The sequence below is a fragment of the Mesorhizobium sp. M1004 genome (genome assembly GCF_040318795.1).
Classification (GTDB): Bacteria; Pseudomonadota; Alphaproteobacteria; order Rhizobiales; family Rhizobiaceae; genus Mesorhizobium.
The window spans coordinates 39470-66005 of the sequence record NZ_JAMYNB010000006.1; the positions used below are offsets into that span (position 1 = coordinate 39470).

Annotated in this window: 25 protein-coding genes; 17 read left to right on the forward strand and 8 right to left on the reverse strand. The window is 63.5% G+C overall.

Translation table 11 applies throughout. The features are described from left to right. The first annotated feature begins 9 nt into the window (after positions 1–9). A complete protein-coding gene (locus NKH54_RS14110; RefSeq protein ID WP_352813324.1) occupies positions 10–1746 on the forward strand; it encodes a type I secretion system permease/ATPase in 1737 nt (578 codons plus the stop codon). Then, positions 1743–3053: an HlyD family type I secretion periplasmic adaptor subunit gene (locus NKH54_RS14115; RefSeq protein WP_352520888.1), complete on the forward strand. Its 1311-nt coding sequence runs from the start codon at positions 1743–1745 to the stop codon at positions 3051–3053. Before NKH54_RS14110 ends, NKH54_RS14115 begins: the two co-directional genes overlap by 4 nt. 63 nt (positions 3054–3116) lie before the next feature. Here the strand turns inward: NKH54_RS14115 and NKH54_RS14120 are convergent, their stop codons facing one another. The 4 genes from NKH54_RS14120 to NKH54_RS14135 form a co-directional block, all read right to left on the reverse strand. Beyond that, entirely contained in the window at positions 3117–4550 is a 1434-nt protein-coding gene (locus tag NKH54_RS14120; RefSeq protein WP_353028422.1) for an aldehyde dehydrogenase family protein, read from the reverse strand. Positions 4551–4665: 115 nt separating this feature from the next. After that, on the reverse strand, positions 4666–5049 hold the full coding sequence (locus tag NKH54_RS14125) for an ACT domain-containing protein (protein WP_023705798.1): 384 nt from the start codon (positions 5047–5049) through the stop codon (positions 4666–4668). Positions 5050–5062: 13 nt separating this feature from the next. Beyond that, positions 5063–5533 carry a GNAT family N-acetyltransferase gene (locus tag NKH54_RS14130; protein WP_023705797.1) on the reverse strand — a complete coding sequence of 157 codons (471 nt, stop codon included), beginning with the start codon at positions 5531–5533 and terminating at the stop codon, positions 5063–5065. Between the two features lie 72 nt (positions 5534–5605). After that, positions 5606–5929, reverse strand: a complete 324-nt coding sequence (locus tag NKH54_RS14135) for a hypothetical protein (RefSeq protein WP_352917106.1) — start codon at positions 5927–5929, stop codon at positions 5606–5608. A 344-nt stretch (positions 5930–6273) separates the two neighbouring features. Here NKH54_RS14135 and NKH54_RS14140 point away from each other — a divergent pair, with 344 nt between their 5' ends. Together NKH54_RS14140 and NKH54_RS14145 are read left to right on the forward strand one after the other, a co-directional pair. Beyond that, a complete protein-coding gene (locus tag NKH54_RS14140) occupies positions 6274–9000 on the forward strand; it encodes an autotransporter domain-containing protein (RefSeq protein ID WP_353028423.1) in 2727 nt (908 codons plus the stop codon). Positions 9001–9248: 248 nt separating this feature from the next. Then, positions 9249–10283: a YeiH family protein gene (locus NKH54_RS14145; RefSeq protein ID WP_353028542.1), complete on the forward strand. Its 1035-nt coding sequence runs from the start codon at positions 9249–9251 to the stop codon at positions 10281–10283. Here the strand turns inward: NKH54_RS14145 and msrC are convergent. Further along, entirely contained in the window at positions 10280–10777 is a 498-nt protein-coding gene (gene msrC / locus NKH54_RS14150; RefSeq protein ID WP_023711594.1) for a free L-methionine (R)-S-oxide reductase MsrC, read from the reverse strand. The genes NKH54_RS14145 and msrC overlap by 4 nt on opposite strands. Positions 10778–10960: 183 nt before the next feature. Between msrC and NKH54_RS14155 the strand changes: the two genes are divergently transcribed. The 7 genes from NKH54_RS14155 to NKH54_RS14185 all read left to right on the forward strand — a co-directional run bounded on the left by NKH54_RS14155 (position 10961) and on the right by NKH54_RS14185 (position 18625). Further along, positions 10961–11857 (forward strand): GlxA family transcriptional regulator, encoded by an 897-nt coding sequence (locus NKH54_RS14155; RefSeq protein WP_245265733.1) that lies wholly within the window; start codon positions 10961–10963, stop codon positions 11855–11857. A gap of 320 nt (positions 11858–12177) precedes the next feature. Further along, a complete protein-coding gene (locus NKH54_RS14160) occupies positions 12178–13482 on the forward strand; it encodes a M24 family metallopeptidase (protein ID WP_353028424.1) in 1305 nt (434 codons plus the stop codon). A 382-nt stretch (positions 13483–13864) separates the two neighbouring features. Further along, a complete protein-coding gene (locus NKH54_RS14165; protein ID WP_353028425.1) occupies positions 13865–14542 on the forward strand; it encodes an isochorismatase family protein in 678 nt (225 codons plus the stop codon). Positions 14543–14545: 3 nt separating this feature from the next. Then, entirely contained in the window at positions 14546–15532 is a 987-nt protein-coding gene (locus tag NKH54_RS14170) for an alpha/beta hydrolase (protein WP_352535502.1), read from the forward strand. 415 nt (positions 15533–15947) lie between these two features. Further along, positions 15948–17588, forward strand: coding sequence for an ABC transporter substrate-binding protein (locus NKH54_RS14175; RefSeq protein WP_353028426.1), 1641 nt, complete (start codon positions 15948–15950; stop codon positions 17586–17588). A 173-nt stretch (positions 17589–17761) separates the two neighbouring features. After that, a complete protein-coding gene (locus NKH54_RS14180) occupies positions 17762–18166 on the forward strand; it encodes a hypothetical protein (RefSeq protein ID WP_023694386.1) in 405 nt (134 codons plus the stop codon). Positions 18167–18232: 66 nt separating this feature from the next. After that, entirely contained in the window at positions 18233–18625 is a 393-nt protein-coding gene (locus NKH54_RS14185) for a tetratricopeptide repeat protein (RefSeq protein ID WP_023694387.1), read from the forward strand. On the opposite strand, the gene NKH54_RS14190 is transcribed toward NKH54_RS14185, so the two are convergent. The 3 genes from NKH54_RS14190 to NKH54_RS14200 all read right to left on the reverse strand — a co-directional run bounded on the left by NKH54_RS14190 (position 18622) and on the right by NKH54_RS14200 (position 20425). Then, complete coding sequence (locus NKH54_RS14190) at positions 18622–19227, reverse strand: hypothetical protein (protein WP_353028545.1); 606 nt, start codon at positions 19225–19227, stop codon at positions 18622–18624. The genes NKH54_RS14185 and NKH54_RS14190 overlap by 4 nt on opposite strands. Next, the gene (locus NKH54_RS14195) at positions 19137–19490 is read right to left on the reverse strand and encodes a hypothetical protein (protein WP_023694389.1); all 354 of its coding nucleotides are present in this window, start codon (positions 19488–19490) and stop codon (positions 19137–19139) included. Before NKH54_RS14195 ends, NKH54_RS14190 begins: the two co-directional genes overlap by 91 nt. A 77-nt stretch (positions 19491–19567) precedes the next feature. Continuing rightward, entirely contained in the window at positions 19568–20425 is an 858-nt protein-coding gene (locus NKH54_RS14200; protein ID WP_353028427.1) for a hypothetical protein, read from the reverse strand. Between the two features lie 145 nt (positions 20426–20570). Here NKH54_RS14200 and NKH54_RS14205 point away from each other — a divergent pair, with 145 nt between their 5' ends. From NKH54_RS14205 to NKH54_RS14230, 6 genes are read left to right on the forward strand one after another with little or no spacing between them, the layout of a single operon-like run. Beyond that, positions 20571–21203 (forward strand): DUF4129 domain-containing protein, encoded by a 633-nt coding sequence (locus NKH54_RS14205; protein ID WP_353028428.1) that lies wholly within the window; start codon positions 20571–20573, stop codon positions 21201–21203. Next, the gene (locus tag NKH54_RS14210) at positions 21200–22408 is read left to right on the forward strand and encodes a DUF4350 domain-containing protein (protein ID WP_352741684.1); all 1209 of its coding nucleotides are present in this window, start codon (positions 21200–21202) and stop codon (positions 22406–22408) included. The genes NKH54_RS14205 and NKH54_RS14210 overlap by 4 nt, the downstream gene beginning before the upstream one ends. Then, positions 22395–23351, forward strand: a complete 957-nt coding sequence (locus NKH54_RS14215; protein ID WP_023705787.1) for an AAA family ATPase — start codon at positions 22395–22397, stop codon at positions 23349–23351. The genes NKH54_RS14210 and NKH54_RS14215 overlap by 14 nt, the downstream gene beginning before the upstream one ends. Next, on the forward strand, positions 23348–24658 hold the full coding sequence (locus NKH54_RS14220; RefSeq protein WP_023705786.1) for a DUF58 domain-containing protein: 1311 nt from the start codon (positions 23348–23350) through the stop codon (positions 24656–24658). Before NKH54_RS14215 ends, NKH54_RS14220 begins: the two co-directional genes overlap by 4 nt. After that, complete coding sequence (locus NKH54_RS14225) at positions 24655–25674, forward strand: stage II sporulation protein M (protein WP_050485775.1); 1020 nt, start codon at positions 24655–24657, stop codon at positions 25672–25674. Before NKH54_RS14220 ends, NKH54_RS14225 begins: the two co-directional genes overlap by 4 nt. Next, positions 25661–26527, forward strand: a complete 867-nt coding sequence (locus NKH54_RS14230) for an RDD family protein (protein ID WP_027049627.1) — start codon at positions 25661–25663, stop codon at positions 26525–26527. Before NKH54_RS14225 ends, NKH54_RS14230 begins: the two co-directional genes overlap by 14 nt. The last annotated feature ends 9 nt before the right edge of the window (positions 26528–26536 follow it).

Consider the following 26536-nt stretch of genomic DNA (forward strand, 5'->3'; position numbering starts at 1 on the left):
CGAGCCTGCATGCAGCTGACGCCATCGACGCCGCTTACGCTGGTCGGAATCCTGGCGTCCTTTCGACGTGCGTTTTCGGGCATCGTCCTGATGAGCGGGGTCGTCAACGTGCTGACCCTGACCGGCTCGTTCTTCATGTTGCAAGTCTATGACCGCGTCGTTCCGGGTCGCAGCGTGCCGACGCTGGTCGGCCTGGCGGTGCTTGCGGGAACATTGTTCGTGTTTCAGGGAGTGCTGGAGCTGATCCGCTCTCGCCTTATGGTGCGGCTGGGACAGGGGTTGGACGCAAAGCTGAGCCCGTCGGTCTATTCGGCGCTGATGCGCCTGCCGCTGCGCGCCAAGCCTTCCGGCGACGGGCTGCAACCCCTACGGGATCTCGATCAGGTCCGCTCCTTTATCGGCAGTGCCGGACCGACCGCTTTGTTCGACCTGCCATGGATGCCGCTCTATATCGGCATCTGTTTCATTTTTCATTTCTGGATCGGCGTTACCGCGCTTGCCGGCGCCGTTGTCCTGTTTGCACTGACGCTTCTGGCCGAATTCCGGACCCGCGGCCCGACAAGGATCGCCGGACAGCACGCGGCCGTCCGCAGCACGTTGGCCGAGGCGACAAGGCGCAATGCCGAAGCCATGCAGGCCATGGGTTTTGGCGGGCGTATCGCCGAGCGGTGGTCTGCCGTCAATGCCGAGTACCTGAACGCCCATGCGGCAGCCAGCGATGTCGCGGGAACGCTTGGCACGATTTCCAAGATCCTGCGGTTGATGCTGCAGTCGGCAATGCTGGCGATCGGGGCCTATCTGGTCATCCAGCAAGAGGCGACCGGCGGCATCATGATCGCAAGCTCGATCATGATGGGCAGGGCGCTGGCTCCGATCGAACTGGCGATAGCGCATTGGAAGGGTTTCATTTCGGCGCGGCAAAGCTGGGCACGCCTGAAGCAGCTTCTGTCCGCGCTGCCGGAAGGCGCAACCGGCGTGACCCTGCCCGCGCCTGTCAGCGCGCTGGCGGTCGAGAATGTCAGTGTCGCGCCGCCGGGCGAACGCACGCCGGTGGTGTGGGATGCAAGTTTTTCACTGGCCAGGGGAGCAGGCCTGGGGGTCATCGGCCCGAGTGCTTCCGGCAAATCATCGCTGGTGCGTACGCTTGCAGGTGTCTGGCTGCCGGCGCGCGGCGCCGTGCGGCTGGACGGCGCGACGCTTGACCAGTGGCCGGCCGAGGAGTTGGGCAAACACATCGGCTATCTGCCGCAGGATGTGCAGTTGTTCGACGGAACGATCGCGCAGAACATCGCCCGCTTCGACCCGGATGCGTCGTCCGACATGGTGCTTGCGGCAGCCAAGGCCGCCGGCGTGCATGATCTCGTCGTGCATCTGGCGGACGGTTACGACACGAAGGTTGGCGAAGCCGGCGCCTCGCTCTCGGCGGGGCAACGCCAGCGTGTCGCGCTGGCGCGCTCTCTTTATGGCGATCCGTTCCTGGTCATCCTGGACGAGCCGAATTCCAATCTCGACTCGGAGGGTGAAGTGGCCTTGTCCGCCGCCATCCAGGGCATCAGGGACCGCGGCGGCATCATTATCGTCGTCGCGCACCGGTCCAGTGTGCTGGCCAATGTCGATACGGTGCTGGTGATGGCCAATGGCCATGTGCAGGCCTTCGGTCCGAAGGACGAGGTGCTGAACAAGGTCTTTCGATCCGCCGCGCCGCTCAAGGTCGTTGCCGCCACGGAGAGAGGCGTTCCGGCATGAGCGAGGACAGATCCGCTTTGCATCATCGGCAGGTCCGCCGCTATCTCGTGGCTGGCGTTGCTACCTGTCTGCTGCTTGTCGGAGGTGTTGGCGGCCTGGCGGCAGTGACCAAGATGTCGGGTGCGGTGATCGCAGCTGGCCGGCTGGTGGTCGATTCCAATGTAAAGAAGGTTCAGCATCCGACGGGCGGCGTGGTCGGCGAGATCAGGGTGCGTGAAGGCGACCGGGTCAAGGCGGGCGATATTCTGGTGCGGCTGGACGAGACGACAACGCGCGCCAATCTGGCGATCGTCTCAAAAGGCCTGGATGAGTTTTATGCACGGTTGGCGCGCCTGGAGGCGGAGCGTGACGGCAAGGACACGATCAGCTTTCCGGACGTTTTGACATCGCGGCGCCACGAAGCCGGTGTCGCCGCATCGATGGCCGGAGAACAATCGCTGTTCGATTTCCGGCACCAGGCGCGGTCTGGCCAGCGATCGCAATTGCGCGAACGGATCGCGCAGTTGACGCAGGAGAGTGCCGGCCTGACCGAGCAGTTGCAGGCGAAACGCCGCGAGATCGAGCTGATCCAGATCGAGCTGGAAGGCGTGCGGTCGCTCTGGCATCGCAAGCTGATAGGGATCGACCGCATGACGTCGCTGGAACGGGACGCGGTGCGGCTCGAAGGCGAGCATGGCCAGTTGACCGCGGGAATTGCCCAGGTGAAAGGCAAGGCGTCCGAGATCGAACTTCAGATCATCCAGATCGACCAGGATCTTCGCAGCGAGGTCGCGACCGATTTACGCGATACCCAGGGAAAGATCTCCGAGTTCGTCGAACGCAAGGTAGCGGCCGAGGACCAGTTGAAGCGCATCGATCTGCGCAGCCCGCAGGATGGCGTGGTGCTGCAGTTGGCGGTGCATACGATCGGCGGGGTCATCACCCCCGGCGAACAGGTGATGCAGATCGTACCGGTGACGGACGACCTGACCGTTGAAGCGCATATCGCACCGCAGGATATCGACCAGGTGACGATGGGCCAGAATGCGATTTTGCGCCTGTCGGCGTTCAATCGGCAAACCACGCCGGAGCTGACCGGGACGCTGTCGCGGATCTCGGCCGATCTCACCATCGAAGAGCGCACCGGAGCAGCCTTCTATGTGGCGCGGGTGACGCTGCCGAAAACGGAGGTCGCCAAGCTGCGCGGGCTGGCGCTGGCGCCGGGCATGCCGGCCGAAGTGTTCTTCCCGACGGGCGACCGGACGATGCTTTCCTATCTGGTGAAGCCGCTGTCGGATCAGATCCAGAAAGCTTTCCGGGAAGAGTGAAGCCGCACCTTTGAGAGCTGAAGCCTCGGGACCGGCTGGTTGCCGGTCCCCAAGGGGTAGCCCCTACTCCGCTGCCTTATACCCCGCGATGCCCTTGATCTCGAGGAAATCCTCCAGCCCGTATTCGGCGTATTCGCGACCGTTGCCGGATTGCTTGTAGCCGCCGAAGGGCAGGCCGGCGTCCCATTGGGGATAGTTGATGTAGACGTTGCCGGTGCGCATTCGGGCGGCGACTTCGCGGGCCTTCTGGATGTCCTTGGCCTGGATGTAGGACGCCAGCCCATAGACAGTGTCGTTGGCGGTGCCGATCGCCTCTTCCACTGTGTCGTAAGGCATGATCGCCAGCACCGGTCCGAAGATTTCCTCGCGTGCGATGCGCATGTCTGATGTGACGTCGGCGAACACGGTGGGGCGGACATAGTAGCCGCGGTTGAGCTCGGCCGGACGCCCCGGTCCACCCGCGACCAGCGTGGCGCCTTCATCTATGCCGGCCTGGATCAGGTCCTGGATCTTGTCGAACTGGATCTGGCTGACCACCGGGCCGAGCTTGGTGCCGGCCGCATCGGCCGGGCCGACGGTCAATTTTTCGGCCGCCGTCTTGGCGTAGCCGGTCGCCTCGTCATGGCGGTCGCGCGGCACGAACATGCGGGTCGGCGCGTTGCAGGACTGGCCCGAGTTGCTGAAGCAGCCGGCGACGCCCTTGCTGACGGCCTTTTCGAGATCGACATCGGGAAACAGGATGTTGGCCGACTTGCCGCCGAGTTCCTGATGCACGCGCTTGACCGTGTCGGCGGCCGCCTTGGCGACCAGGATGCCGGCGCGGGTCGACCCGGTGAACGACATCATGTCGACATCGGGATGGCTGGACAGCGCCTGGCCGACGCCCGGGCCGTCGCCGTTGACGAGGTTGAAGACGCCCTTGGGAACGCCTGCCTCGTCGATGATTTCGGCAAAGATGATGGCGTCGAGCGGGGCGATTTCCGAGGGCTTCAGAACCATGGTGCAGCCGGCGGCAAGGGCGGGGCCGACCTTGCAGGTGATCTGGTTCAGCGGCCAGTTCCACGGCGTGATCAGGCCGACGACCCCGATCGGCTCCTTGACGATCAGCGACGAGCCCTTGACGTGGCGGAATTCGAACGACTTCAGCACCTCGGCCATCTTCCGCAGATGTGCCAGGCCAATGCCGACCTGGCTGTCGAGTGCCATCTGGCGCGGCGCGCCCATCTCGCGCGATACGGCCAGCGCCAGATCGGCGCTGCGCTTCTTGTAGACCTCGATTATGCGGTTGAGGATATCGAGGCGCTCCTCGACCGAAGTGAAGCCGAATGTCTCGAAGGCGCGCTTGGCGGCCGCAACCGCCTTGTCGACATCGGCCTTTGAGCCGAGCGAAATCTGCGCGAAAGCATCTTCGTTTGACGGGTCGATGACGTCGAGTGTGCTGGGCACGACAGGATCGACCCACACGCCGTCGATATAGAACTGCAGATTGTGTGACACGGGCTTCTCCTCGGGGGATTCTGAATTGATGGGGGCGATCGCCAGATCGTCGTATCGGGGATAACGATGGGGCAAGAGCGATGTCAAACGCAAGGGCGGGCGATTGAGCCTACGGCTACAGAAGCGTGTGCCCCGCCGCGACCAGAAGCCCCCTTGCCGCGGCTTCATCCTTGGCTTTGACGAGCAGATGGTCACCATCGAAGGTGGATACCAGAAAAATGCCGAGTTCGCTTTCCGACAATGGCTTTATCACCGACAGGACGATGCCGGTTTCGTCGAAGGCAAAGGGACCTTGGAGTTTCAGGGCGACCCAGTCCCTGTCATGCTTCACCCCGTCCGGCACCCGATCCTGCAGGCAGACGACCGAAAGCTCGTCCTCTGTCCTGGTGATGCTGACGAAGCCCGGCCCGTCCGCCCAGCCGGGAATGCTGTCTTTTGCTTCGAGGCGCGAAACCGCATACCGCCCCGTGAGCGGCTTCAACCGGACCCTGACTGCCATCCGATCCTCCCTGTTATCGGCCATCACCCAGTTTCTTGCTCATATAGACCGTCATGCCGTTCATGAACGGCTCCTCCCGGTCGATCGTATAGCCATGCCGTTTGTACAACAACACATTGGCCATGAAGGCGCCGTTGGTCAGCAGGCGCAGCTCGAAGCAGCTGGCCTCCAGCGCCTTCTGCTCCGCCCGTTCCAGCAACAGCCGGCCGATGCCCCTGCCCTGCGCCTGTGGCGCGACGCAGACATTCTCGATCCAGAGATGATCGTCGGCCAGGATGGTCTCGATCATGCCGACGATGCGGCCATTTTCGATGGCGAGATCGAACGGATGTTCGGCGACCGCCTTGTCATAGTCGGCGCGCATCGGCAGCGGCTCGCGGCCGATCAGAGGCACCCATTTGGCATAGGCGGCACGCACAATGTCCCTGATGGCGGCAGCGTCCGCCGGTTGGGCCGGCCGAAACAGGATGGAAGAATTGGACATGGCAAAGGCTCCAGACATGAAAACCCCGCCGGCAGACGTCGCGGGCGGGGCTGGAACGAACGAACCGGAATTTTATTGGGCCGGTCCTTTTCGTCGCGCAAACAGCTTGCCGCGCTGCGTGGTGCAGGAACGGCGTCGCTTGGCGATGGCGAACGAGAAAACGAACATGACGCCACGCTGGAGCAGGAAGCGCGGCGCTGTCAAGATTTTGGCGTTGGCCCAGCCTCCGAGTTGACCCGCGCGGCTAGAGCGGGCGGCGCCGGCAAGGCCATAAGTGTACTGCCAGGCAACGCCAGTCTTCACCTTGCGCGGTGGTTGCTCGCCTAAACTGCTGCGCCGTCGAGTAGGGCTCTCGTACGCGTACAAAAAACAGCAACAGCTAATATTGTTGGACATTCAACCTACCATTGGTTCAAATTTCTATTTGATCTAATCTTGGCATCATAATATAAGCGGAGAAGCACTGGACGGGCTGAGGGGGGGGCGCCATGCATCGAGGGCTGGCAAAGCGTACAATCTCACGTTTGTTAGGCGCGATGACGGTCGTCTACGCGCTCGCGGGCACGACGTCAGCGCTCGGGCAGTCTTGTAGTCCCACACAGACAGCTCATGCTTTTAGCTTTACTGGCGGCGACCAGTCCATCTCGGTTCCTGGCAACACCCATTCCGCCACAGTATACCTCAAGGGAGCGCAAGGCGGGGTTGGCAAGAGCGGCGCCGGCACCATCGGGGGCAGCCCATTGAGCCCAGGCGGCGACGGCGGGCTCGGCGGCCAGGTGAGCGGTTCCTTGACTGTCGCGCCGGGTGACATCCTTTCTGTCGGCGTTGGCGGCCGTGGCTCGCTCGCGGTCAATCCCGGTGGCGCGAGCGGTACTCCCGACGGCGGCAATGGTGGCGGGGCGACCGACCTGCGGCTGGGCGGAACCCGCCTGGCAATTGCTGGCGGCGGTGGCGGCGGTGGCAACGGGGGCTGGCACACTACAAATTCGATAGCTGGTGGCGCCGGTGGCAAGAGCGGGGGATCCGGCTCGGCAGGAACTGATGTTTCGGGCGGCCTTGGCCCCTTCGGCGGTGAAGGTGGCACTGTAGGTGCCGGTGGCGCGATCGGCGCTGGGTGCGATAGTTTTCCTGGCACGGCCGGTCAGGCAAATGGCCAAGGCGGAACTGCACGAAATTTCTCAGGGTCTTTCCTGGGCGCCGGATATGCTGGTGGCGGCGGTGGCGGGGCTACTGTCGGCGGCGGTGGTGGCGGCGCAGGCGTCGGCACGACCTCGTGCCAGCAGAACTGGAACGGCGCCGGCGGCGGCGGCGGCGGCGGATCATCGGATGCCGGCTCGCTGCAATCGGCTGCGGTGGCGGAAGGCGTCAATTCAGGCGATGGGTCCGCATTGATCTGTTTTGATGAGCCGCTCTATGTGATCAGCGGCACGGCGAGCGGTCAGACCGGGACGGTGAGTTTGAAATTGACGTCAAGCTCGCCGGCAGGGACGCAAACCAGGGACGTGAATGTCGGCGATACCACCTTTGCCTTTGCGGATGGCCTGCTGACCGGCTCCAACTGGAGCGTTGAGGTTACTGCCAAGCCGGCCGACCAGACATGCACGGTTACGACGGCCTCGGGCACGGTGGCGGGAGCCGACGTGACCAATCTTGTCCTGTCCTGCACCACGGTGACGGTGGAGTTTTCGCCGGCAACATTGCCGAATGCACATATTGGCACGCCGTACAGCCAGACCATCACCGCAAGCAGCCCCAATGGCGGCGCCGCACCCTACACCTTCAGCGTGGTTTCCGGCTCGGTGCCTCCCGGCCTCGCACTCTCGCCTGGGGGTACACTGGCTGGCACACCCACTGTCGCGGCCAATTACGATTTTACGGTGCGGGCCACGGACAGCAACGGCTTTACCGGCCAACGTGACTACACTGTGGTCGTCGAGATCCACTTGCCGTCGGCACAGGACCACACGCTGGACGTGATGGCCGGAACGACCGGGTCCCTCGACCTGACGCAAGGGGCTACGAATGGGCCGTTTACCAGCGCCACGATTGCCTCGCCGCCGCCGAGCGAAGCGGGCACGGCTTCCATTGTGCCCGATGGCGGCGCTTATATCCTGCAGTTTGCCGCGGCAGCCACCTTTGCCGGCACAACCAGCCTGACCTACACGCTCTCGAATGCCGACGGAACGTCACCTCCGGCAACCGTGACCATCAACGTCACGGCACGGCCCGACCCCTCCCGCGATCCGGAAGTGATCGGCCTGATTCGGGCACAGGTGGAGGCGGCAAAGCACTTCGCCGACATTCAGATCCAGGGATTTGGACAGAGGCTGGAACAGCTCCACAATGAGGGCGACCAGCGCCACAATTCGATAGGCCTCAGCGTTGCCGTCCAGCAATCGTCGGACAATCCCGACGCATACGCTCAGCAGCAGAATGCGGCGAACGATCCGGCGCTCGCCGCAATCGCCACGGCATCGTCGCAGTCCACTTACGGAGCGCCCAATCCGGAGCGCATTCAGCCCAACGCCAACGCAAAGCAGGACAGGACCTCGACCGGCGCGTCGCCGATCAAGACCGGACAGTCTTCAACTGGCACGGACGTGGACACCCAGACGTCGTCACTGCCGGCCGAGAACCCATTTGGCGAACTGGCCTTCTGGAGCGGCGGCTACGTCAATTTCGGCACCGATGACGATGGAGCCATCAAGCTCGACCATACGCTGGTCGGCGTGAGCGTCGGTGCCGACTACCGCTTTTCCCCGACCTTCACCGCCGGTCTCGGGTTTGGCTATGGCCATGACGTCACCGACGTCGGGAGCAACGGCACCGAAAGCCGCGCCCATGCCATCTCGGTCGCCGCCTATAGCAGCTACCGCCCGGCGCCAGGTTTTTTTGTCGATGGCCTTGCCGGCTATGGCGCCCTCAATTTCGACAGTGAGCGCTATGTGACCGATACCGGCGATTTCGCGTCTGGAACGCGCGACGGAAGCCAGGTCTTCGGGTCGCTGACGGCGGGCTACGAATTTCGCCGGCCGGACTCTCTGATATCACCCTATGGACGTCTGTCGGGGTCCCACTCCACGCTTGACGGCTTCACCGAGACGAATGGCGACATCTATAATCTGACCTTCGGCAAGCAGACCGTCGACACGCTGTCGGGCACCCTTGGCCTGCGCATCGAGAACAACATTCCTACCAGCTGGGGTCTGCTCACACCGCGCGCGCGCTTTGAGTATACGCACGACTTTGCCGGCTCCAGCCGCGTCAGCCTCGGCTATGCCGATATCGGCACCACGCCCTACGCGCTGGACGCAGATGCCTTTTCCAACGACTATTTGTCAATCGGGCTCGGCGTCGATGCGCAAATCGGCGGTATTGCCTTCGGGCTGAACTACAGCACCGCGGTCGGCAGCAACAGCGACAGCCAGGACCATACGATCGCCGCGCGAATTGGGATGAAATACTAGGGCATGAGCCCAAAAAGTGGGGTTAGATCGTGATGGGAATTCATCATGATCTAGGGCGGCTCCAGGTTTCGCCCGGCCGCTCTTTCTCATTCTGACCTCGGCCGCCCTAAACGTTCACAAAAATCGATCATTTCAACAAAAACAATTCGTTGGAAAGATCGATTCTGGAATGACATTCTCCTGAGGTACTTGCGTGGAGAATTGCATTGTTTTCCGCCGCCCAGCTAGCGAACGATATTCCGATCAGCATGATTTCCGCCGATCTGGCCGTGGGCCGGAAGCGGCTCGGTTCCGTGTGGAATGGCGTCATCCCCGGGATCGTGCTGGTGGCGATGATTACGGGGGTGGCCTTCTCGGCCCATAATGTCTCCGGCTTCGCGCTGTTCAGCCCGATGATCCTCGCCGTCGTCGCCGGCATGATCTATTCCAACGTGCTCGGCACGCCCGCCCACGCCAAGGCCGGCATTGCATTCTCGCAGAAGCGCCTGCTGCGCTTTGCCGTCGTGCTGCTCGGCTTCCAGCTGACGCTTGGCCAGGTCGTCTCCATCGGCGCCGGCGGCGTCGGCATCGTGGCAGCCACCCTTGGCGCCACCTTCGTCTTCACCATCACGCTTGGCCGGCTGCTCGGCGTCGACGCCAAGCTGGCGCAGCTGATTGCCGCCGGCACCTCGATCTGCGGCGCTTCGGCGATCGTCGCCACCAACATCGTCACCGATGCGCGTGACGAGGATGTCACCTACGCCGTCGCCTCGATCACGCTGTTCGGCACCGTCTCCATGCTCGGCTTCCCGCTGCTGGCGCCGGTGCTCGGCCTCGACCAGCATGCATTCGGCCTGTGGGCCGGCGTCTCGATCCATGAGGTGGCGCAGGTCATCGGCGCCGGCTTCCAGAACGGCGCCCAGTCCGGCGAGATCGCCACCGTCGCCAAGCTGACCCGCGTCGCCCTGCTGGCGCCGATGGTCATCGCGCTCGGCCTGATGGCGCGCCGCAAGAGCAATGGCGATCGCCCAAGCGACCAATCCGGTGCGCGGCCGCCGATGCCGTGGTTCGTCGCCGCTTTCATCGCCGTCGTGGCGCTGAACAGCCTGCTTGCCGTGCCGGCCGAAGTGAAGTCGGCCATGGCGTTCGCCACCACCATCATGCTGACCATGGGGCTCGCCGCCATGGGTCTGCAGGCCAACATTTCGCAGCTGCGCTCGCGCGGCCTTCGCCCGCTGGCGCTCGCCTCCTGCGCCTTCCTGTTCATCGGCTGCTTCAGCCTGATGCTGGTGAAGTTCGCTTAATCCTCGAACGAACTCGCCGCGACATAGATCGCGGCAAGCGCCTCGATGCCGGCCTGGTCGTCCTTGTCGAAGCGGCCGGGCGTCGGGCTGTCGAGGTCGATCAGGCCGAAGACGCCGTCATTGTCCCTCAGCAGCACGACGAGTTCCGAGCGCGAGTCGGCGTCGCAAGCGATGTGGCCGGCAAATTCATGCACATCCTTGACCAGCATCGACATTTCGAGATCGATGGCGGTGCCGCACACGCCCTTGCCGACGGCGATGCGCACGCAGGCCGGCTTGCCCTGGAACGGTCCAAGCACCAGCTCCTCGTCCGACGCCAGGAAATAGAAGCCGGCCCAGTTGAGATCGGGCACCATCTGGAAGATCAGCGCCGATGTGTTGGCGGCGTTAGCGACGGAGTCGCTCTCGCCTTCCAGCAGCGCCTTCAAGTGGGTGGCCAGTTCGCGGTAGAAGGCCGGCTTGTCGGTGCTGTCGATGGTTTGGGCCGCAAACATGGCGTCGTCTCCATTGCCGGCGGGCCAAAAAGCCCGTTACATTTCCTGTCTGCCACCAATGACGCTCCCAGGAAATACACAATTGTGAATACCGACCGTGCCAGCCAAACACACGACCGGGCGCAACCCGCAGCGAGCGAAGGTCCCCTCACCTTCGCCGTTCTGGTCTTTCCCGGCTTTCCGATGATGGCGTTCAGTTCGGTGATCGAGCCATTGCGCGCCGCCAACGTGCTGGCCAAGCGCGATTGTTACCGCTGGGTGATCGTCGGCGCCGACCAGGGCACGGTCGAGGCGTCCAATGGGGTTGTCATACAACCGGGATTCTCAGCCTCGAGCGCACCGAAGGTCGACCGCATCGTCGTCTGCTCCGGCGGCAACGCGGACTTGCTTGTCGCGGACGATGCGGTTGCCTGGATCCGCAGGAGCCTGCGCGCCGGCGCCCATATCGGCGCGGTGGCCGACGCCGCCTTCTTCCTCGCCAGGGCCGGCTTGCTCGACGGCCATGCCTGCACCTTGCACTGGACCAGCCAGGCCGCCTTCACCGAGGCGTTCCCGGATATCGAGCTTCGGCGCGATCTCTACGTCATCGACCGCAAGCGCTTCACCTCGGCCGGCGGCGTCGGCAGCCTGGACATGATGCTGGAGATCATCACCAACGATTATGGCGGCGAGCTCGCGGCGGGCGTTGCCGAATGGTTCGTGCACAGCCCCTTGCGTTCGAGCGTCGACCGCAAGCTGATGCCGCTGCGCCTGCGCACCGGCGTCCAGAACGAACTGGTGCTGTCGGCCATCGCCCTCATGGAGGATGCGGTCGAGGCGCGGCTTGGGATGACGGAACTGGCGGCAAGGCTCGGCGTCTCCTCCGACAAGCTGGAGCGTAATTTCCGCGCCCAGCTCAGCATTTCGCCCAATGGATATTACCGGCGGCTCCGGCTGCGACGCGCCGCCGACCTGTTGGCCCATTCGACGCTGATGGTGCGAGACGTGGCGCTGGCCTGCGGCTTCGCCTCGATGTCGAGTTTTGCCCGGGCTTTTCGCGAAGAGCATGGGCATGCACCGAAGGCGATGCGGCGGCGTTAGAGGGCGCTGCGCGCTAACGCGGTGAGATGCTGGCGGGACAGCGCCCCCCTCTGTCCTGCCGGACATCTCCCCCACACGGGGGGAGATCAGATGTCGCCTCGGCTTTCGCCAATCACCAACGTTGCAGCGAGCGGGACGCGAAAGCTGCTAATCTCCCTCCTTGTGGGGGAGATGTCCGGCAGGACAGAGGGGGCGCGAAGGATCGCAACATTGCCCTTTGTATCCATGCCCTTCTTGCGGCATTTCGCACGACATCTGCGGATTCTCGCACAGACATTTTTCGGCGCATGGCTATGGTCTAGCCCTTCAGGAGGCGCACCATGAGCATCGTCGTTTTCGACCCCGACAGCACCGAGGATGTGGATTTCAAGGACCGCATGCGCCACCCGGTTGCGGCTGACTCGGCCGGCGGCATGTGGCTGTCGGACACCGAGCCGTCCTTCATCGATGCCGACGCCTTGCGCAAAGGGCGGCTGGCGAAACTGCGCGGCTGGATGCGCGAGGCGGGCTATGGCGGCGTCGTTTTGTTCGACCCCTACAACCAGCGCTATGCCACCGGCTCGCGCAACATGTTCGGCTATTTCCTGCGCAACTCGACGCGGTATTTCTTCATCCCGACCGACGGGCCGATCGTGCTGTTCGAATACCCGCAGAGCTACCATGTCTCGATGGTGCTCGACACGATCGACGAGGCGCGCCCGTCCAAGCTGGTATGGTCTTCGGTGTCGGGCCGCGACGACGAAACCGCCGGCCCCTTCGCCGACGAGATCGCCGAGCTTTTGACGAAGCACGGCGGCGGCTCGATGAAGCTCGGGCTCGACCGCTGCAGCCATTTGCAGGCGCTGGCGCTGGAAAAGCGCGGCTGCGACGTCAGGGATTGTCAGGGCGAAATCCTGGCGGTGCGCGCGGTGAAAACACCCGAGGAAGTCAAATGCCTGCAGGTATCGATGGCCGGCGCGGAAGCCGCCGTCTACGCCGTGCGCGAGGCGATCAAGCCCGGCGTCTCCGAAAACGAGCTGTTCGCCATCATGTATGGCGAGGTGATCCGCCAGGGCGGCGAGTTTATCGAGACGCGGTTGCTCACCTCGGGACAGCGCACCAATCCGTGGTTCAACGAGGCCAGCGGCCGCAAGATCCGGCCGGGCGAGCTTCTGGCGCTCGATACCGATACGATCGGCTGCTATGGCTATTATTCCGATTTTTCGCGCACCTTCCGCTGCGGGCCTGGCAAGCCGACCGACTATCAGAAATCGCTCTACCGCATGGCGCACGACCAGGTTCAGCACAACATTTCGATTGTCAAACCTGGCATGGCGTTTCGCGAGATCGCCGAAAGAGCGTGGAAAATCCCGGACCGTTTCGTCGACCAGCGCTATACCTCGGTGATGCATGGCGTGGGCATGCATGGCGAGACGCCGTTCATCGCGCATGCCATGGACTATGAGACCTATGGCCGCGACGGTGTTGTCGTGCCCGGCATGGTGGTGAGCGTGGAAAGCTATATCGGCGAGAAAGGCGGCCGCGAGGGCGTCAAGCTGGAGGACGAAATCCTGATAACCGACACCGGCACCGAGCTTCTGTCGCGCTTTCCCTACGAGGATGAGTTTCTGGAGAAGCAGGTTTGATGGTCGTTTCGCATCCCTTGGCAACCAGCGCGAACGCCAATCCCGTCGTCATCCTAGGGCGAAGCAAGGAGCGCAGCGACGCGGCGCAGACCCTAGGATCCATGCCGGGACTCATCCGCGCCGCAACGGTGCAAGTTCTGCTCCGCCGCATTCCTTGGCCAATGTCACGGCATGGACTCCAGAGCGCCGCAACGGTGCAGATCCTGCACAGTTGCACTCCACGGTCGACGTCACGGAACGGATCCCAGGGTCTCCGCGACGCCGCTGCGCGGCTGCTTCGCCCTGGGAGGACGAAGTTCGGAGGACGCCGACCAATCTCCACCGCTTGCGCTGCCCTTGCGAGAAGAGCGGCGGCGTTGGTCGCGAACCAAGGCCTATCCGCATGAAAAGCCCCATCTCGATCAAACGTGGCACGGTCGCCGCGGCGTTCATCGACCTCCAGGAAGAGCATCGGCAGGACAAGCGCTATCTGGTCGAAGGTTTTGGCGAGGTGCTGGCCAACGTCCAGCGCCTGCAGGCGGCGGCGCGGCGCAACTTCGTGCCGCTCTATCACTGGGCCTATGTCGTCGATACCGCCAAAGCGCGTCCGTTCCATCCGCTCGACGCCGACGGCAAGTCGGCTTTTTCCGACAAGAGCGATCCGCTGACGGAAATCTGCCCGGAAGTGGCGCCCGCGGCCGGCGAGACGATGCTGGTCAAGACGCAGGCCAGCGCCTTCGGCGGCGGGCCTGCCGCAACCGAACTCAAGGCGCGCGGCATCGAATGGCTGATCGTCGCCGGCGTCTGGACCGAGGCCTGCATCGATGCCACGGTGAAGGACGCGATCGCATCCGGCTTTCGTGTGCTTCTGGTCAAGGATGCCTGCGGCAGCGGCAGTGCCGCCATGCACCAGACCGCCATCCTCAACCTTGCCAACCGGCTCTATGGCGGCGCCGTCACCAACACGATAGACGCGTGCCGGCTGATGGCGGGCGACACCGTCGATGCATGGCGGGTCGAGGGCTCGGTGCCGCTGCGCTTCACCTTTGAAAACGCTGAACGGCTCTACGGCGAGCTCTGAGAGATGGGCACGGTCCACAAGCTCAAGATCGCCAGCCGGGGGAAATACGCCACCCTGCTCGACCCGGCGCTGTGGGAGTATATCGACCTGGTCAATGACTGGTTCCCGCCCGAAATCGCCGAACTTCCGATCGCCGAGCAAAGGTCGGTCTATGATGCGATGTGCCGCGCCTTCCATCAGGGTTATCCCAAGGGGGTTTCGGCCAGCGACGGCATCATCGCCGCCGATGAAGGACACGCCATCCCGATCCGCTACTATCGGATGGCGGGCAAGCCCGTGCGCGCCGTCATCGTCTACTATCATGGCGGCGGCTTTGTGCTGGGCGGGCTCGACAGCCATGACGACATCTGCGCCGAGATCTGCGCCGGCACCGGTTTCGACGTTGTCTCGGCCGACTACCGGTTGGCGCCGGAACATCCCCACCCGGCCGCCTTCGACGACGCGCTGACCGCGTTCGAATGGGCGGCGGTGACAACGGACCTGCCGATCGTGCTCGTTGGCGAAAGCGCCGGCGGCAACCTTGCCGCCGCGGTCGCGCACGCCTCGCGCCGCCACCTGCGCCGGGCGGTCGGCCAGGTGCTGATCTATCCCGGCCTCGGCGGCGACGAGAGTGCCGGCTCCTATGTCGAACATGCCGACGCACCGCTGTTGACACTGCGCGACATCGCGTTCTACCGCACCATTCGCGCTGCCCCGGCACAGTCGCCCGACGACCCGACTTTTTCGCCGCTGAGCGACAATGACTTCTCCGGCCTGCCGCCGACTGTCATCATCACTGCCCAGTGCGATCCACTGTCATCGGACGGCGAGACCTATCGCGACCGCATTGTTGCCGCCGGCGGCCGCGCCTGGTGGTATGAGGAGCCGCGGCTGGTGCACAGTTTTCTGCGCGCCCGCAAAAGTGTTCAGCGCGCCGGCGAGGCGTTCGTGTGCACGCTTGCAGCCATCGCCGCCGTCGCCGTGCTCGGCAAGAACGACTGGCCATATTGAGGCGGCGAAGCGCTGATCTCCCCCTCGTGGGGGTTGAGGAGTGGTCCGCGTAGCGGATGGAAAGCCAATTGCTTGGCTTTCCGAACGACGAAAGCCGGCAGGCCAGGGGGGGCGCGAAGGATCGCGGCCCTTCAATATCCTAAATCAACGCAACGATTATCTGCGATGATACTCCAGTCGGCAGACGGGATGGCGGGACAGCGCCCCCCTCTGTCCTGCCGGACATCTCCCCCACAACAAGGGGGAGATTGGCCATCTACCACTGCGGAGCAGTGCACAAGAATTGCGGAAAAGCGAACATTTCCCGGTGTCCGCCCGCTTTATCATCACCTGCTCAGGCAACGGCGCCTCGGCGATCGCATCCGCCCCCAGCGGAAGCGGACCGTCGGGGCGCCCAACAAAAAAGGGAACGACGATGAAATTCATGCTGACCGACCGTAATTTGCACCCGCAGGCGAAGCCCGTTGCCGATGATTTCAGGAAGGGCGGTGTCAACCGCCGCGAATATCTCGCCATCATGGCCGGCTTTGGCGTCAGTGCCGCCGGCGCGCTGGCGCTGGGCGGCCTTTCCCCTTCGCCTGCCCGGGCCGAAGAGCCGAAACGCGGCGGCACCTTGCGCGTCGCCATGAACGTCAAGGGCTTCAAGGATCCACGTACTTTCGACGGCGTCGAAATGTCCAATGTAGCGCGCCATTGCAACGAATATCTGGTGCGCTGGAACCGCGACTTCACCTTCGAGCCGTGGCTGCTCGAAAGCTGGGAAACCAGCGACGACGCCAAGACGCTGACGCTGCATGTGCGCAAGGGCATCGCCTGGTCGAATGGCGACGCCTTCAACGCCGATGACGTCATCCACAATCTCAACCGCTGGTGCGACGCTTCCGTCCCCGGCAATTCGGTCGCCGCGCGCATGGGCGCGCTGGTCAATGCCGACACCAAGAAGCCGGTCGATGGCGGCATCGAGAAGGTCGACGATTTCACCGTAAAGCTCAATCTGCCGAAACCCGACATTTCGCTGATTGCAGGGATGGCCGACTATCCCGCGCTGATCATGCACCGCTCCTATGAGGGCGGCGACGATCCGATGAAGGCGCTCGCAATCACCACCGGCCCTTGCGAACTGGTCAGCTGGAATGCCGAGTCCAGAGCGGAGGTGAAGCGCAAGGACAAGCCCTGGTGGAAGGGCGACTTCTACCTCGACGGCATCAAATGGGTCGATTACGGCTCCGACCCCAACGCGATGCTGTCGGCGTTCGAATCCGGCGAGATCGACACCGACCATGAGACCGCGTCCGACGCCGTGTCGCAGACCGAACAGATGGGCTTGTTGAATTCCGAGATCGCCACCGGCTCGACCATCGTTGCCCGCTTCAATGTCGGCAACGCGCCTTATGACGACGTCAAGGTGCGCCGCGCCGCCCAGCTTGCGGTCGACAATTCGGCCGTGCTGGCGCTCGGCCTCGGCGGCCGCGGGAAGCCTGCCGACAATCACCATGTCGGCCCGATGCACCCGGAATTTGCCGATATCGGCCCGGCCAAGCGCGACACGGAACAGGCCAAGAAATTGCTCGCCGAGGCCGGCAAGACGGACCACGAATTCGAGCTGATCTCGGTCGACGTCGAATGGCAAAAGAGCACCGGCGATGCGATCGCCGCGCAGATGCGTGAGGCCGGCCTGAAGATCAAGCGAACCGTGCTGCCCGCCGCGACCTTCTGGAACGACTGGAGCAAATACCCCTTCTCCACAACCGAATGGCTGGGCCGCCCGCTCGGCGTCCAGGTGTTGGCGCTCGCCTACAAATCGGGCGCCGCCTGGAACGAAAGCGCCTATGCCGACAAGGAATTCGACACGCTTCTCGACAAGGCGCTGGCAACGCCGGACGCCGCCCAGCGCAAGGAGATCATGGCCAGGATCGAGCAGAATCTGCGCGATGCCGGCATCATCATCCAGCCCTACTGGCGGTCGGTCTACCGCACCTATCGCAAGGGCGTGCAAGGCTGCGAACAGCACCAGTCGCTCGAGCAGCATTTTGAAAAGGTGTGGCTGGAGGGGTGATCCTTCGGGGACGCCGCATACCGGCTGGCACCTGAGCGGTATGTCGCTCAGGTAGATACCTGCAGCGCACTCCGAGCATTTACGACGGTGTCTGTCTTGACGCGGCGATCGTGGATCGGTCTGGTGTGTCGACTAGGCGCCGCTGTGGGCTCGCGTCATTCCGGAGAATACACATGCGCGCCCGTTGGGCTTTCATTCTTGCACCCATTATTCCGGCGATCCTGCCCGGCTACAATTGGCATGCGAACCACCCTGAGATGGGGCCATTGTCGGGCTTCATCTTCGTAACCCTTGTTTTCTATGTTGTGGAGGCGATGGTAGGAATTCCGGCCTTCTATGTCCTCACCCGACGGCGCTGGCAGTTTTTTTGGGTATACGTCGTCGTTGGCTTTCTGGCAGTTTTTGTTCCAGCGTTTGTCTTCGGCCTCATTAAGTGGAGTCCTCCATTGGGAATCGGCGGAGTTCTCTATGCATGCTCCTTCATAGGGATACTCGGTGGCGCTACAGGGCTGATCTTCTGGCTTTTGGTGCGCCCAGACAAGGACCCTGTCGAACAGATTGCTTCGCACTTTACCTAGGTCAGCACCCCAAGATTGAGTTCAAGGCCTGATAGACTTTGGCCGCGATATTTTGCACGAGAACGCATGGACCACTTCGACCTCGGCACCTATCGCCGTCCAATCTCCACCGCCTCGGCCGAGACGCAGCGCTGGTTCGATATCGGGCTGAACTGGTGCTACGGCTTCAACCATGAGGAAGGCATAAAGTGCTTCGAGAAGGCGCTGGCGACAGATCCTGATTGCGCCTTCGTGCATTGGGGCATCGCCTATGCCGCCGGGCCTTTTTACAACCTCACCTGGAACGAGCACGGCAAGGACGAGCAGACCGTGCGGCCAAACGCTGCTTCGACCATGTCCAGCTCGCGCGCGATGTGGCGATCACCTCGTCGTGCCTGTGTCGGACGAGCGCGGAGGCGGGCCAAGCTGTTGTCACTGAAATCCCGCCGCCCGACCAGCCGAGTCGGCTTCGCCTTCTAAGAGAAAATCTCCGCCAGTTCGTCTACGCTGGTGCCTTCCCTAACCTGGCGCAGTTCAACATAGGCGACCGCAATGGCCACCGATGCCACCGTGGACACGACCGTCACGATAAGGACGCTTCCGAAAGCGCCGAAAATCAGGGCGACCGTCGAGAGGCCGCTGAAGAAAGCGAAAATCAGGCCGATCAGCAGGGCAAACATCATCTGGAAGGCAAGCGCCGCCAAAAACAGGATCAGCAAGACACCGAACATCGGCCAGCGGCTGCCCTTGGTCAGAGCACGGCTGCGCGACATCGCGCCAAACACGCCAAGCCGCTCCTGCATCAGCACCGGCACAGAAACCGATATGCCGAGCAGCCACCTGACGCCGGCAACGAGCAACACCACGAAGGCAATGATCGCTCCGAAGATCGGCACCAACATTCCGGCGATGCCCATCACGATGAGGCCAAGGATCATGGCCAAAAAGACAATCAGCCCCACCCCCAGCGTCGGCAATATGCTGCGCAAGGCTATCTGGATGCAGTAGCGATCACCGGGCGCTTGCCGTTCAGGTCCTCTATCGTCGCTTGCACCAGCGAGGACTGGAACAACAGCGCGCAAACGAAATAGATCAGGCTTAAAACGAGCGATAAGAACGAGCTGCTCATAATGACCCACTTCGCGCCGAGTGGAGGTGTGGCGATGTAGCCGTTGGGGCCGCCATTCCAGTGGTTCGACAGATTGAGCGCAACTGCTGGGAGGACCAGGAAAAGCGCCGCCAAAGCAATCATCAGACCGGGATTGCGGTCGATCACGGCGAAGGTGTTGTTGAAAACCCTGCCGATCTGGAACTTCTCAAGCCGCGCCGCCGCCGTCGATGCCACGATTACCCCTTCCGGCCCGAGCTAGATCCCGGCCAATCGCGCCAACATGACTGGCTGTTCTCGGGCCAAAACCTTCGTTACGAGAATATCTGCGCCAGTTCGTCGACGCTGGTGCCTTCCTTGACCTGGCGCAGCTCGACATAGGTGACGGCAATCGCCACCGAAATCACCGCCGAAACGATTGTCGACAGCAGGCTGCTTCCGATGGCGGCGGCAATGAGTCCGGTCGTGCTGATCCCGCCGCTCGCAATAGCAGCCTGAAACAGCAAGGTGAAAACCACTTGTAGCCCTATCGCAACAATGCCGAGGACCAGAAACAGCGCGAATATCCGCCAGCGGCTTCCCTTCGTCAGCGCCCTGCTTCGCGAAATCGAGGCGAAGACGCCAGGCCTTTCCTGAACTGCGACGGGCACAGCCACCGATATGCTGATCAGCCACATGGCTATGGGGATGAGCGACAGAAGTGCAATCACACCGCCGACGATGGGGATGGCCATGGTGATGACCGTTAATATCATCGCCACCAGAAACATTGCCACGATGATCACAAGACCAATTCCGAGCGTGGGGAGGAAGCTGCGCAGGGCTATTTGAATGCAATCGCCAATCGACGGGCGCTTGCCGTTCAAATCTTCGATTGTCGCTCGTACCAGCGCCGCCTGCGCCAGAAAGGCCAAGATCAGGAGCACCAGGCCGGCAATCATCGAAACGGCACCATAGCCCGCCATCGCCGATTGCTCGAAGCTCGCCCCAGGTACTGCTATCTTTGCAATCTGTCTAAAGCTCCAGATGTTGTACAGCAGCGCAGGCAGCGTCGAAAAAAGGCCGACGATGGCGGCAAGTGGGACGAAGCTTCGTCCGATTACCGAAAACGTATTGCTGAAAGCCCTGCCGACGCTGAACCGTTCCGGCCGCTCGCTCGCGATTGACGTCATGTTACATTCCCCCCGACTAATGGATACCCGAAATCAGAAAGTATAAATCACCGATATTGATACTTGCGGTTGCCGCCGCTTGCAATTGCCTTGGCGTATTGCCAGTGTCGGCCCGCGAACCGCAGGTTGCAGGGGGGGCGAAAAGGTGACTGCTGCACAGCCGGACGCTGCGCAAGCCGAATGGCTGGCCAAACTGCACAAGCAGTTGCTGTCGGACGATTCGATCCAGTTCGACCTGCCGGCCTACAGACCACCCGAGACCCCCGAGTGGCTAAGACCGCTGGGCGAGTTCCTGAAATCGCTCGGCCCTTACACGATCTATCTGTTCTGGGGGGCCGTGATCACAGGTGCCGCAATCATTCTGCTGCTGATTTTGCTTGAGGTGAAAGGCGTCGCCTGGCGCCTGCCTTGGTGGCGCAAAAAGAGCGTGACCGAGGCGGAAGCGATATGGCACCCCGACGTTGGCGCCGCGCAGGTCCTGCTGTCGGAAGCCGATGCGCTGGCCGCCCGGGGCGAGTATGACGAGGCGGTGCATCTCCTGCTTCGCCGCAGCGTTGCCGACATTGCCGGCCGCCTGCCCGACTTCCTGCGCCCGTCGCTGACCGCGCGCGATATCGCGGGAGCGGCGTCGCTGCCAACACGGGCGCGTGGCGCCTTTACCCATATCGCGCGCATCGTCGAGGCGGCGTTGTTCGCGCGCCGGCCGGTCGGGCCCGAGGGCTGGCAGGAGGCGCGCAGCGCCTATGAGCGATTCGTCTTCAGGGATGCCTGGACGTGAGTGACGCGACAGCCGAGATCGCCCAGCAGGAGCCGTTCAGCCGCAGGACGCTGTTCTGGGGCATTTTCGCCAGCCTGCTCGCGGCCGCGGGCTTCTTCCTGTTGTCCACCTATGCGCCCGACTTTCGCCAGCCGAGCGTCGGTGGCGCAACCCCGCTGTCGAAGAGCGGCATCGGCTATGCCGGCTTGGCGGAATGGCTGGAGCTGACCGGCGAAGCGCCCGACATGGCGCGGTCCGACAGCGATCTTCAGATCGACACGAACCTCCTGATCGTCACCATTTCGCCCGACAGCGACCCGGATGCGCTTGCCAACATCATCAAGCTTCGCAAGGGCCTGGATACGCTGTTCGTGCTGCCCAAATGGGCGACCTTGCCGCTGGCCTTGCACGAAGGCTGGGAGATGAAGATCCAGCGGCTGCCGGATGTGGTGGTCAACGACTGGCTCGGCCGCATCGCCAAGGCCAAGCTCGGCGAAGGTGAGACCACGGTCAAGCAACTCGACGTCTCAGGGCAAATGGTCAGCGTTCCCGGCCAGTTGCAATGGGTGGCCGACGAACACCCGCTGATTGCCGCCGGCAACGGCAAGGCCGTGCTGACCGAGGTCGAAGACGAGCGGTTCTACATTCTGACGGACCCCGATCTCATCAATAACGCTGGCTTGAAAGATCCCGACAAGGCGGCGGCGGCGCTCAAGCTGATCGAGCTCCTCCAGCCCGAAGAGGGTGCCGTCATGTTCGACCTGACGCTGCATGGCGTCGGGCGAAAATACGATCTCGCCAAGCTTCTGGTCGAGCCGCCCTTCCTGGCGCTGACGCTGACCATCCTGGCGGCGGCGGCACTTGCCTTCCTGCATGGCCTTGGCCGGTTCGGGCCGCCACGGGCCGATCAGCGCGCCATCGCCTTCGGCAAGCGCGCGCTGGTCGATACCACGGCGATGCTGTTGCGCCGCGCCGGCCGGCTGGAGGAACTGGGCGACCGCTATGGAGCACTGGCACGCGTGCGCGCCGGCGCGCTGCTCGGCGCGCCGCACGGTTTGCAGGGCGAAGCGCTCGACCGCTGGCTCGATTCCCGCGACAAGGACGAAGCCGGCGGTTTCACGACCCGCCTGCAAGCTGCGAACGCGGCAAAGACCCTGACACAAATGCATGATGCAGCCGAAAAGCTGCACGACTGGACGGCAAGGAGGCTCGGTGAACGTCGATGATGTGAAGGCCCTGGCGACACAGATCAGGGAAGAGGTGGCCAAGGCCATCACCGGGCAACACGATACGGTCGATCTGATGCTCACGGCATTGTTCGCCGGCGGGCATATATTGCTCGAAGGACCGCCGGGCACGGCCAAGACGATGACGGCGCGCTGCTTTGCCCAGGCGCTGGGCGTCGCCTATGGCCGCATCCAGTTCACACCCGACCTGATGCCCGGCGATATCGTCGGTTCCAACATCTACAATTTCCAGACCGGGCAATTCACGCTGACGCGCGGCCCGATCTTCTGCGACCTTTTGCTCGCCGACGAGATCAACCGCACGCCGCCCAAGACCCAGGCTGCCCTTTTGGAGGCGATGCAGGAGCATGCCGTCACCTTCGACGGCACCACTCATGCGCTCGGCCCGAACTTCATGGTGGTGGCGACGCAGAACCCTATCGAACACCAGGGCGTCTATCCCCTGCCCGAAGCCCAGCTCGACCGTTTCCTGTTCAAGCACCGGGTGAGCTACCCCGGCGCGCAAGAGGAAAAGGCGATCATCATCCACCATGGCGGCGGCACCGCCTCGCACGATATCAAGCAATACGGCATCACCGCCCAGGCCGACCGCAAGACGCTGGAAAAGGCGTTGGCGACCGTCGGCGAGGTCACGCTTGTCGACGACGTCGTGGACTATATCGCAAGGCTGGTGCGGGCCACGCGCGAAAGCCCCGACCTCGAGGTCGGCGCCAGCCCGCGCGCGGGCGCCATGCTGGCGAGAGCTGCACGGGCTCGGGCAGCGCTCGACGGGCGTGCCTATGTCATCCCCGACGACGTCAAGGCGCTTGCCGTGCCGGCGCTGCGCCATCGCGTTATCCTGTCGCCGGCGGCGCAGATCGACGGCCGCCTGGTCGAACAGATCGTGACCGACCTTGTAGACCAGACGGAAGCGCCACGTTGATTTATCCGAGCGGCCGGGCAGTCTGGGCAGGTGCGGCCGGTGCAATACCGGCCTTCCTGATCGCGCTCGCGCTGCCGTCGATGTGGTATCTCGGCCTGTTGTGGATCTGCGCGCTGCTTGCTTTCCTGGCCGTGGACGCGGCCGCCGGGCGCGGACGGGCTTCTCTGAACGCCAGCATCCACGCCCCGCCGCAGGTCAGCGTCGGCGGCCAGCTCACCGTCAATGTCACCGCCAGGCTCGGCGGACGGCCGCGCGCCGTGCAGGCGCGTCTTGGCCATGACGAGCGGCTGCAACCGGTGGGCGGCACCGGCGGCGCATCGACCGCCGAGGCCGGCAGCGCATCGCTCGATCTCAGATTTCAGGCGCTGCGGCGCGGCATTGCCAGGTTCGATCGCCTGTGGGTGCGCTGGCGCGGGCCGTTCGGGCTGGTCTGGAACCAGGTGGTGCTGCCGATGGACGGCAAGGTGGCGGTGCTGCCCAACGTCAGCAGCGCTCGCGACGAGGCGATCACGCTTCTGCAGCGCCAGGCGCTGCCCGACGGACATGCGCAGCGCCGCGCCGGCCAGGGCCGCGAATTCGAGGCGCTCAAGGACTACCAGCCTGGCATGGGCCGGCGCATGATCGACTGGAAGCGCAGCGCCCGCCACGGCAGGCTTCTGGCGCGCGAATTCCGTATCGAGGAGAACAACAACATCGTGCTGGCCATCGATAGCGGCCGGCTGATGTGCGAGCCCGTCGACGGCGTGCCGAAGGTCGACCGCGCCGTCACCGCAGCCTTGCTGTCGGCGTTCATTGCGCTGAAGGGCGGCGACATGGTCTCCCTGTTCGGCTTCGACGCGAGGCCGCGCGTTTCCAGCGGTGCCGTGCGCGGCTCCGCCAGCTTCGCCATGATCCAGAAGCGGGCAGCGGAAATCGACTATTCCACCGAAGAGACCAATTTCACTTTGGCGCTGACGACGCTGGCGGCGCGGCTCGACCGGCGTTCGCTGGTGATCATCTTCACCGACTTCGTCGATCCGATCAGCGCCGAACTGATGCTGCGCACCGTCGGCCGGCTCACCGAACGGCATCTGGTGCTGTTCATGATGATGAAGGATGTCGAACTGGAGACACTGGCCGACATGCCGCCGGACGCACCGGAGGATGTGGCGCGCTCGGTTGTCGCCGGCGGGCTGCTGCGCGAAAGGCAGGTCGTCATCGGCAGGCTCAGGCTGCTCGGCGCGCATGTCATCGAAGCCGACCATCAGAGGCTCGGGCCGGCACTGGTCGAGCGCTATCTCGAACTCAAGCGAGAGGATCTGTTGTGAACGCGCTGGTCGGCAAGGATGCGGTGCGGCAGTCGCTGGCGAGCTTCCGTTCGGAGCGCGAGGCCGACTGGAAGGCGTTCGAGGCGCTGCTTGCCCGGGTCGAGAAACGTGCGCCGCGCACGCTGTCGGAAGACGAGCTTTTGTCGCTGCCGCTGCTCTACCGCTCGGCGCTGTCCTCGCTTTCGGTGGCGCGGGCGACGTCGCTCGACAATGCGCTGGTCAGCTATCTCGAAGCGCTGTGCCTGCGCGGCTACTTCTACCTCTATGGCGCGCGTCGCGGCTTGCGGCAGCGCATCGGCGATTTCTTTCTGCATGACTGGCCGCATGCCATTCGCGATTTGTGGCGCGAGACCTTGCTGTCGGTCGTCCTGACCTTTGTCGGCGCCGGCGCCGGCTACTGGCTGGTGGCGAAGGACAAGGGCTGGTTCGACGCCATCATTCCGCCGAGCCTGGCCGGCGGGCGCAACCCGGATGCATCGGCGGAAGTGCTGCGGCAGGTGCTTTATGACGGCGCCGACAGCAATTTCCTGTCGGGCTTCGCCGCCTATCTGTTCACGCACAATGTCCAGGTGGCGATCCTGGCCTTTGCGCTCGGCTTTGCCTTCGCGGTGCCGAGCGTGCTCCTGATCCTGATGAATGGCTGCCTGCTCGGCGCGATGTTCCAAATCTACGTCGCCAAGGGGCTTGGCATCGAGCTGGGCGGATGGCTGTCCATCCACGGCACCACCGAGATCTTCGCGATCGCCTTGGCGGGCGCCGCCGGCATGCGTATCGGCACGCGTATCGCCTTCCCCGGTGAACTGACGCGGATGACGGCCGCAGCCGATGCCGGGCGCGTGGCGGCAACCACCATGGTCGGGGTGACGATCATGCTTTTGTTCGCCGGCCTGCTCGAAGGCATCGGCAGGCAGGTGATCACCAGCGACGCTACACGCTACGCCATTGGCGGCGGCATGCTGACGCTGTGGCTCTGTTATTTCTATTTGTTCAGGGTGGTGCGGCATGGCGACCGCTAGGCGTGCTACCGTCTCGACGATACGGCCGCTGATCACGCCGGAAGGGGTCGATCTCCGGATCAAGCTCGTCGATGCCGGCACTCGCGCCGCCGCCTTCCTGCTCGACTTTGTCATCATCATCGTCACGGCGATCGTGATCTCGATCGTTGCACTGTTCGGGCTGGCCGGCCTCAAAGGCGAAGGCGCGCAGCCGCTGTTCATCGTCTGGATCATCCTGATCTTCTTCCTGCGCAACGCCTACTTCATCGTCTTCGAAGCCGGCCGCCGCGCCGCCACACCCGGCAAACGGATGCTCGGCATCCGGGTGGCATCGCGCAGCGGCGCCGGCCTGTCAGTCGATCAGGTCATTGCCCGCAACCTGATGCGCGAGATCGAGATCTTCCTGCCGCTGTCGATCATCCTAGGCCGCAGCCAGATGGGGCTCGCCGACACGCTGTCGACGATCTTCGGGCTGGTGTGGACGCTGCTGTTTGCGCTCTTCCCGCTGTTCAACCGCGACCGCATGCGCATCGGCGACCTGCTGGCCGGAACCTGGGTGGTGGAGGCGCCCAAGCTGGCGCTGGTCGAAGACCTGTCGCAACGCCAGGATACCACCACCCGCGCCTTCCGCTTCACCCAGGCGCAGCTCGATGCCTATGGCATCGCCGAACTGCACAAGCTGGAAGAGGTGCTGCGCCGCGACGACTATTTCGCGCTGAAAGCCGTGGCCGAAACGATCGGGCGCAAGATCGGCATGACGATCGAGCCGGTCGATTCCAGGGCCTTCCTCACCGCCTATTATGGCGAGCTGCGGGCACAGCTTGAGCGCAAGCTTTTGCTGGGGACGCGTAAGGCGGATAAGTACCAGCGGTAGATCGGAGTT